At 42.6% G+C, this 8,409-nt stretch carries 5 protein-coding genes; 3 read left to right on the forward strand and 2 right to left on the reverse strand.

Translation table 11 applies throughout. The features are described 5' to 3' along the window. Positions 1–8 precede the first annotated feature (8 nt). From QVC79_RS14985 to QVC79_RS14995, 3 genes are read left to right on the forward strand one after another with little or no spacing between them, the layout of a single operon-like run. Positions 9–3,443, forward strand: a complete 3,435-nt coding sequence (locus tag QVC79_RS14985) for a SusC/RagA family TonB-linked outer membrane protein (protein ID WP_270593158.1) — start codon at positions 9–11, stop codon at positions 3,441–3,443. 19 nt (positions 3,444–3,462) lie between these two features. Next, the gene (locus QVC79_RS14990; RefSeq protein ID WP_270593157.1) at positions 3,463–4,971 is read left to right on the forward strand and encodes a RagB/SusD family nutrient uptake outer membrane protein; all 1,509 of its coding nucleotides are present in this window, start codon (positions 3,463–3,465) and stop codon (positions 4,969–4,971) included. A gap of 14 nt (positions 4,972–4,985) precedes the next feature. After that, positions 4,986–5,963 (forward strand): hypothetical protein, encoded by a 978-nt coding sequence (locus tag QVC79_RS14995; RefSeq protein WP_270593156.1) that lies wholly within the window; start codon positions 4,986–4,988, stop codon positions 5,961–5,963. Positions 5,964–6,165: 202 nt separating this feature from the next. Here the strand turns inward: QVC79_RS14995 and glmM are convergent, their stop codons facing one another. Both glmM and gcvH read right to left on the reverse strand, forming a co-directional pair. Continuing rightward, a complete protein-coding gene (gene glmM / locus QVC79_RS15000) occupies positions 6,166–7,548 on the reverse strand; it encodes a phosphoglucosamine mutase (RefSeq protein ID WP_124317385.1) in 1,383 nt (460 codons plus the stop codon). Positions 7,549–7,681: 133 nt separating this feature from the next. Continuing rightward, on the reverse strand, positions 7,682–8,056 hold the full coding sequence (gene gcvH, locus QVC79_RS15005; protein WP_270593155.1) for a glycine cleavage system protein GcvH: 375 nt from the start codon (positions 8,054–8,056) through the stop codon (positions 7,682–7,684). Between the last annotated feature and the right edge of the window lie 353 nt (positions 8,057–8,409).

The following is an 8,409-nucleotide window of genomic DNA, read 5'->3' on the forward strand; positions in this document are numbered from 1 at the left end:
AAGTTCAAATGAAACTTACATATATAAAACTATCCGTAACCCAGATATTATTTATCTTGTTGCTCGCCTTATCGAACAACGTGTTCGCACAGAATAAAGAAATAAAAGTAACGGGAACAATATATGACGAAACCGGTATCACGCTCCCTTCTGTTACCGTTACCGTGAAAGGGCAAAAAGGCGTGGGAGTACTTTCCGACAATGACGGAAAATTTATGATCACGGTACCGGAAGGTAGCACGCTCATCTTTTCATTCGTGGGAATGAAATCACAGGAAGTAGTCGTAAATGCCAAACAGGTTCCTTACAAAATTACCTTGAAAGAAGATACCAAGGCTTTGGAAGAAGTAGTCGTTACCGGGTACCAGACGCTGAAAAAACATGAAGTTGTCGGTTCGACTTTCACGGTGAAAGGCGATGATATACGTGTTGCCGGAGTGACCAGTATTGATGCTGCCCTTCAAGGAGTTGTCCCCGGAGTAAGTATCACGATTCCCTCGGGAATGATCGGAACATCCCCTCAAGTGAGAGTGCGCGGAACTTCCACGGTGATCGGGAATGCCTCCCCGGTATGGGTTATTGACGGTATCATTCAAGAAGACCCTCTCCCCTTTGCCGGAGCACAGTTAAATGACATTCTTAGTTCCGGAGACCTCAGTAGCTCAATGGCAAGTATTTCCGGGAGTAGTATTTCCGGCCTTAACCCGGACGACATTGAAAGTATCACGTTCTTGAAGGACGCGTCGGCCACAGCTATTTACGGGGTAAAGGCCGCCAACGGGGTTATCGTAATCACCACGAAAAGAGGTTCTAACACGAACGGAAGAATTAATGTTAATTTCAGAACGGATATTTCCCTGACTCCTAGAAGAACGTATGGACAAACGGACCGGATGAATTCTGCCGATCGTATTGCTTTATCTAAAGAAATCGTGGAGTCCGGAGTACCCTTTAGCCAATTCCCTCAAAATGTAGGTTACGAAGGAGCTTATCTCCAACTGATGAATAAGGAGATTTCCATGGACGAGTTCAATGAAAAAGTAACCCGCATGGAAAAACAAAACACGGACTGGTTCAAAATCCTCGCCCGTAACGCTGTCAGTCAGAATTATTCATTAAGCCTAAGCGGTGGAAACGACAAGCTCAATTTTTACGGTTCCGTGGGTTTCAACAAATCATTGAGTAGCTACAAGGGAAATGACCAAAGCAATAAAACGGTCAACTTCAGTGTGGATGCAAAACTACGGGATAATTTACGTACTAAATTTCAATTCTCTGCCAGTCAATCCGAGACGAACGCTTACTACACGGGAGTCAACCCGGAAGATTATGCTCTGAATACCAGCCGGATATTAGCCCCGGACGAATGGTATACCATCAATGAATCAAAAGCCTACTTCGAATTGGATAATGGCACTGCAATTAAAAGAGATATTCGCTACAATTTCTTGAATGAATTAGAACACACCGGAAACGAGAATAAGAATACGAAATTCCAAATTACAGGTAACTTGATCTGGAATATTACACCGGAAATCAAGTATGAATTAACTACCGCATTTACCAGAAACAGTTCAGAGGCTAACGTTTGGGCAGATGACCATTCTTATACAGTTTCAAAAATCCGGGGAGCCAATTATGGAGAACTTGTAACCGGAGAATCCGACTCATGGTTAACCTTGGCCTCCGTGTTACCTTATGGTGGTATTTTGAATTACAATTCAACAAACCAACAAAGCTACACGGTGCGTAACCAACTGAATTACGGAAAAATACTTGATGAAGAAGGGAACCATGCCCTCAATGTTGCCTTGGGACATGAAGTTCGAGGAAACAGTTACATCGGACAGAGTGGCGTTGAATACGGCTACATGCCTAACAGAGGTAAAAGCGTGGACTACAATTACAGTCAACAAGCCAACAGAGATTACATTTTAAGCATTTATCCTGATTGTCAATATAGAGAAACAGCGAATGTACCTGCATATCAAGACCGCCACTCAATCACTCTCACGGATCAGATTGAAAACTACATGTCTTTCTATGCAACACTGGGATACTCTTATGCTAGCAAGTACACGTTATCTTTCAGTTTCAGACAAGACGCATCCAACAAATTCGGGCAGAACACGAACAATCGCTTTAACCCCGTTCTATCAGCCGGAATCAGATGGAATGTAAGTGAAGAGAACTTCATGCGCCAGTTTGGATGGTTATCCAACTTGACGTTGAAAGCATCCTACGGATCTCAAGGAAAAGCCCCGGATATCAGTCCCTATCTGATCGCCAATTTCAACATTGCACCGGACGTATTGACGGGCGATCAATTCCTGTCGATCAAGAACCTCCCGAACAAAGACCTGAAATGGGAAAAGACCAACAGTTTCAATGGCGGTATCGAACTCTCTATTCTAAACAACCGGATATACGGAAGCATTGACTACTACTACAAAAAAACGGTTGACGCTATCACCTACGTGAATATACCCGTGGAGAACGGAACTTCAAACATGGCAATTAATAACGGTTCCATCATCAATAAAGGTTACGACGTATCGTTGACCGTTATCCCCGTGCAGACAAAAAACATCAGATGGAGTATCAGCGCAACTTCCGGCTTTAACCGTAACGAGGTAAAAGATAACGAGGACAACGCCACGCTTGAAAAAATTACCGATGGTAGTGTCATTATCGAAGGCTTTGCTTTAAACAGTTTCTGGTCATTCCCGTATATCGGTTTATCGGACAAAGGAGTCCCTCAATTTGCAATCATCGACCAAACACCCGGAACTAAAACAAGGGTTGAATCGGGTACCCTACTTGATTACATGGTTTACAGCGGGGTAAAAGATCCTGTGTTCAGCGGTGGATTATCCACGAACTTCCGGTACCAACAATTCACGTTATCTGCCACGTTTAACTTCCAGCTAGGACATCATAAACGTCTGAATCCTTTCATGAGAAGTCAGGCTACCAGAGGAGGCATCGGACAGCTACGTATCCCCGATCCGGAAAAAAATGCAAGCACAGAACTCAATAAACGTTGGAGACAACCGGGTGATGAGAAATACACGAATATACCGGCCATATTATCTTCGGATGAGAATTTAGCAGACTATCTCCCGGATAACTCACTCAGTTTAAGCAACAAAGGTGAAATTTATCGTTATCAGATGTATAACCTATCTGATTTACGGGTGGTAAAGGCCAATCATCTGAGATGTAATAATATTTCCCTAACGTATGCTTTACCGAAAGATATACTGGATCAATTAAGACTTACAAACTTAACGTTCGCACTAACCGTTACCGATCCGTTTATTATCAAAAGTAAAGGACTGGGTAAACAAGATCCGGAAACTTTAAGTACCAGTGCGACCACGGTTCTTCCGGTTATTGATCGTCAGCGCAAATTCTCGCTAAGTATAAGTTTGGGTTTCTAATCTGAAAAATTCAATTACCATGAAAAATATAATACAAAAAAGCATTCTACTTTTAGCCATTATTGGACTATGGTCTTGTAGTGACTTTCTCGAAGAATCTTCTCAAGACGAAGTCATTCCTTTCACGATCGAAGACTTGGATCAGCTACTGGCATACGAAGGCTATCCCAGACGAGACTTTACGCTAATGCCCTACTTGAATTTACTGGATGACGACGTAACCCAATACATCACATCCAATAACGCCAAACCGGTCGTGACGAAATACAGTCCCCTGTATTTATGGGGCGGACGTTCCGTGGAGAACAATGAAAATATGTTCGACGACTTCAATAACCTACCTAACCCGACTACCGGCATTACAAGTATCGAAGTGGATTCCTACGCGACTCTTTACAAAATGATCGCGGGATGCAATGTTGTTTTAGACATGATCAACGAGGTAAGCGGAGAAAGCAAAACGAAAAAAAGAGTAGAGGGAGAAGCTCGCATATTACGTTCGTTCCATTATTTCAACCTTATCAACCTCTATGCCTATCCTTACAACGCACCCAATGCCCCACAAGGAAAAGCAGCGGGAATCCCATTGAAATTAAGTAGTACCATTGACCAGAATTCCGTTCCTCGTAGCACGGTAGCCGAAGTTTATGCAGCAATAATCTCGGATGTGGAAAAAGGGATCAACCTATTGACCGAAATCAACGCCACGGGTTCTAAATTCCGTATCGGGATGAACGCCGCACATTTATTGGCAAGCCGCTACTATCTTTTCATGGAAAACTGGGAAAAAGCAGCAGAACACGCAACCAGCGTATTCTCTACACCCGGAAGTAACCTTGCCTTATATGACATGACTCCCATAGATTATCCGGCAGCTATTAGCCTTGGGGGATTTCCGTACCCATTCACGTTAAATAACTCCGAGATCATATTCTATTATGCAAGCGAGAATGAATATCAAATCGTGAAAGCAGAATACACCACCGAATGCTTTATGGCATCTGATGCGTTACGAAATTGCTTTGCAGATGACGACCAACGTTGGAATGGTTATCTATGCCCATACAATGAAGAAAGAGATCAAAAAAAGCTATCCAAATTTTCTAATCAACTTGAATTTGGAGCATGCTTACGTCTGAGTGAAGTTTACCTGAACCGGGCAGAGGCTTATGCACAGATGGCGAAGGCCGGACAAAATGAATACTTTGCAAAAGCAGTATCCGATTTAAACTCGATAAGAGAGAAACGCATTAAAAATTACAGCACTCAAGCTTGGACCAGCAGCACGTTCAACAATAATGCCGAGAATTTAATCGAAACGTGTAGAGAAGAACGTCGCAGGGAATTTTGTTTCGAAGGTATGCGCTGGTTTGATTTGCGACGCTACGGGATGAAATCCTTCTCTCATAGTGTTGACGAATCAACCTCTCCCGGAGATGAATATTCCGTTGAAATTGGAACAGCAAGTTCTAAATGGGTGTTACCCATCATGAAATCTCACAAAGAAAGTAATCCGGCATTGAATTAATAAAACGAAAAACTATGAAAATAAACTTACATATATTACTGTTAGGAATATTACTCGTTTCCGCACTATATTCCTGCAACAACGAGGATGATTTGGATATCTCCGAGAAAAAAGACAATCGGTTCGATCTTCCACAAGGAGATCACGATTTCGACGACCAGATCGTGGAATGGAATAACAATTACGGAACTTCCGTCCTCTACAGGTTCTCCAACGCAGACCTCAATTACCATTTCACCTCCAGTAGTAATGATGTTGTCTATGACGTGAAAGTGGAAGCCGAAGAGGAAGGTATTCGTGCAGCCGTACTGTTTTTGAAGGAAGACTTCTTTGACTTGTACTCGGACGAAGTAAAGAAGGAACTATTCCCCGCAAAGATTCTTATGGCCGGAATGCTATACCAAAACAACAATTATGTGCCGTTATGGGACACGATCAGTCAAGGCGGTATGGACTTTAAGAGAGGATATATGGTGAGAGGGATCGACCATATTACGTTACCACACGTGGATAAGGATTTCGCACAACGTATACAAAAACCGGAATACCGGGAAAGATTAAAAGTTGCTTTGAATCGTACGTTTATTCAATTCTTGATGAATCCATACAATGATATTATCGCCAAAATAGAGTATAGCAATATTTTAAACACATTTGCCTCCTATTCTCTCATATCCGAAGACGCCAAAAATGGTACAACAAATCCCTACTCTTCCGGAAATCAATGGTATGATGAAGAGGTCATGTATCAATTAGGATTTTTAGAATACGGCACATACTGGAATTTTTTGGAACCTTATTATTGGACAGCACCAGATAAAGACAACGATTTTTATTCTTTCTTGGAATTCATTTTTACCCAAACAAAAAGTGAATTACAGGCAAATCCCCTTTATACCAATTACCCTCAAATTCAAAAGAAATGCGACTACTTGATAGAAGCATTTGCAGAATACGGCATAGATCTACATTGTGTCGGGGGGAAAGAATAGAATGAAAAGAGGGTGTGTCAAAAGTCATTTTTCAAACTCCCTCCCCCCTTCGGGGTACTCCCTCTATAAACAGAGGGAGAGTTGAAATACTCCCTGTCTTCGGGAAGAGTCACCAGCTCCTCCTCTGTTTATAGAGGAGGTGGCACGAAGTGACGGAGGAGTTTTTTGAAATAAAATAACTTTTGACACACCCTCTTTTTCATCAATACAAACTCTTCGCTACTTTTATAACGTCTTCTGCCAATTGATTGGCAGCAGCCTCGTCTTTAGATTCGGAATAAATCCGGATAATCGGTTCGGTGTTGGATTTTCGCAGGTGTACCCACCCGTCCTTGAAATCAATTTTCACACCATCAATATCGGTAATTTCTTCCGAGGCATATTTCTTTTTCAATCCCTCCAATATCTTATCGACATCCATATCGGGAGAAAGTGTTAACTTATTCTTTGAGATAAAATATTGCGGGTAAGTTGCCTTTAAAGCGGTCATACTCTTTCCTTCTGCCACGAAATGAGAAAGGAACAAACCGACACCTACCAAGGCATCACGCCCGTAATGGCTTTCCGGATAGATGACTCCACCGTTTCCTTCACCGCCAATCACCGTGTTGGTCTCTTTCATCTTAGTCACCACGTTCACCTCTCCCACGGCCGCAGCATTATATTGTTGTCCGTGAGCCAACGTTACGTCCCGCAAAGCACGAGAAGAAGAAAGATTAGAAACGGTATTTCCCGGAGTATGTTTCAACACGTAGTCGGCAACCGCCACCAGCGTGTACTCTTCCACGAACATCTCACCGTTCTCGCAAACTAATGCCAAACGGTCAACATCCGGGTCAACCACGATACCCAAGTCTGCCCCACACTCCTTGATCTTCTCTGAAATCTGGGTCAGGTTCTCCGGAATGGGTTCCGGGTTATGAGCAAAGCGTCCCGTAGGCTCGCAATTCAACTCGACAACCTCTTTTACACCTAAAGCTTTCAACAAAGCGGGAATCACGGTTCCTCCCACGGAGTTCACCGCATCCACGACAACTTTCAAATTCGCCTTGGCAATAGCCTCCCGGTTCACGAGTTTTAGATCCAACACGTGCTGAATATGGTAATCCGTGTAATCCTTGTGGGTAATCGAACCCAATTCGTCCACTTCCGCATATTCAAACGACTCCTGTTCTGCCATCTGAAGGACTTTTGCACCATCCTCGGCAGAGAGGAATTCTCCCCGGTTATTTAATAATTTTAAAGCATTCCACTGTTTCGGGTTATGGCTGGCTGTTAGGATAATTCCCCCGTCAGCCTGTTCTGCGGTAACGGCAATCTCCGTGGTTGGGGTAGTTGCCAAACCGATATTCACCACGTCATGCCCCAGACCGGACAAAGTAGCCTCCACTAATTTAGCATACATCTCCCCGGAAATTCGGGCATCCCGGCCTAGTACGATTTTAGCTCTTGTTTTCCCGGCCCCGGTCTTCAACCAAGTGGCATAAGCCGAAACAAATTTAACAATATCCAAGGGAGTTAGGTTATCACCCGGACGTCCACCGACAGTTCCCCGGATACCGGATATAGATTTTATTAATGTCATAACAATTGAGAATTGAAAATTGAAAATTGAAAATGACGATCATTCAATTTTGCAACCATGAAATAAAAATAAAGGGACTGTATCCGTTACCCCTTTATCGAGATAACACGTACAGTCCCCTTTATCAATAAAATTAGATAGATGCCTTGTAAGCGTCAGCGCTTAACAATCCGTCTAATTGTGCTTCGTCTTCAACTTTTACCTTGATAATCCAACCTTTTCCATAAGGATCTTTGTTTACCAAGTCGGGTTGATCTTCAAGCTCTGAGTTGAATTCCAATACCTCTCCGGCAATCGGCATATACAAATCAGAAACCGTCTTTACAGCCTCGATACTACCGAAAGTATCTCCAGCCTCAAGGTTGTCACCTTCGGTCTCAACCTCAACAAACACGATGTCACCTAATTGACTTTGTGCATAGTCAGTGATACCAACATATGCTTCTTCACCCTCAACACGAATCCATTCGTGTTCTTTAGTGTACTTTAATTCTGCAGGTACGTTCATTATCTTATAAGTTAAATTAAATTTGACAACTATTATGTGGCACAAATATAAGGAAAAATTTAAACTCCAAAACTGTTAATTGAAATTTTAGCTTACACTTTATTACTTTTATTAATAACCCGTTCATCCTCAATATAAATCATCCGCACCCCTTTGTTTTCGGGCGCTCAAGAATATTTTTCTTCGTAAGAAAAACGCAATTTTTTCCATTTTTTCGATCCCGAAATATTGCATAATAAGAAAAACTATCTATCTTTGCACCGCAATTGAGAACAACAGCGGTTGTTCGATGCAAAAAAGGTTCGGTAGTTCAGCTGGTTAGAATACATGCCTGTCACGCATGGGGTCGCGGG

Origin of the sequence: Butyricimonas sp. (genome assembly GCF_019423355.1) — a bacterium.
GTDB classification, from domain to species: Bacteria; Bacteroidota; Bacteroidia; order Bacteroidales; family Marinifilaceae; genus Butyricimonas; species Butyricimonas faecihominis.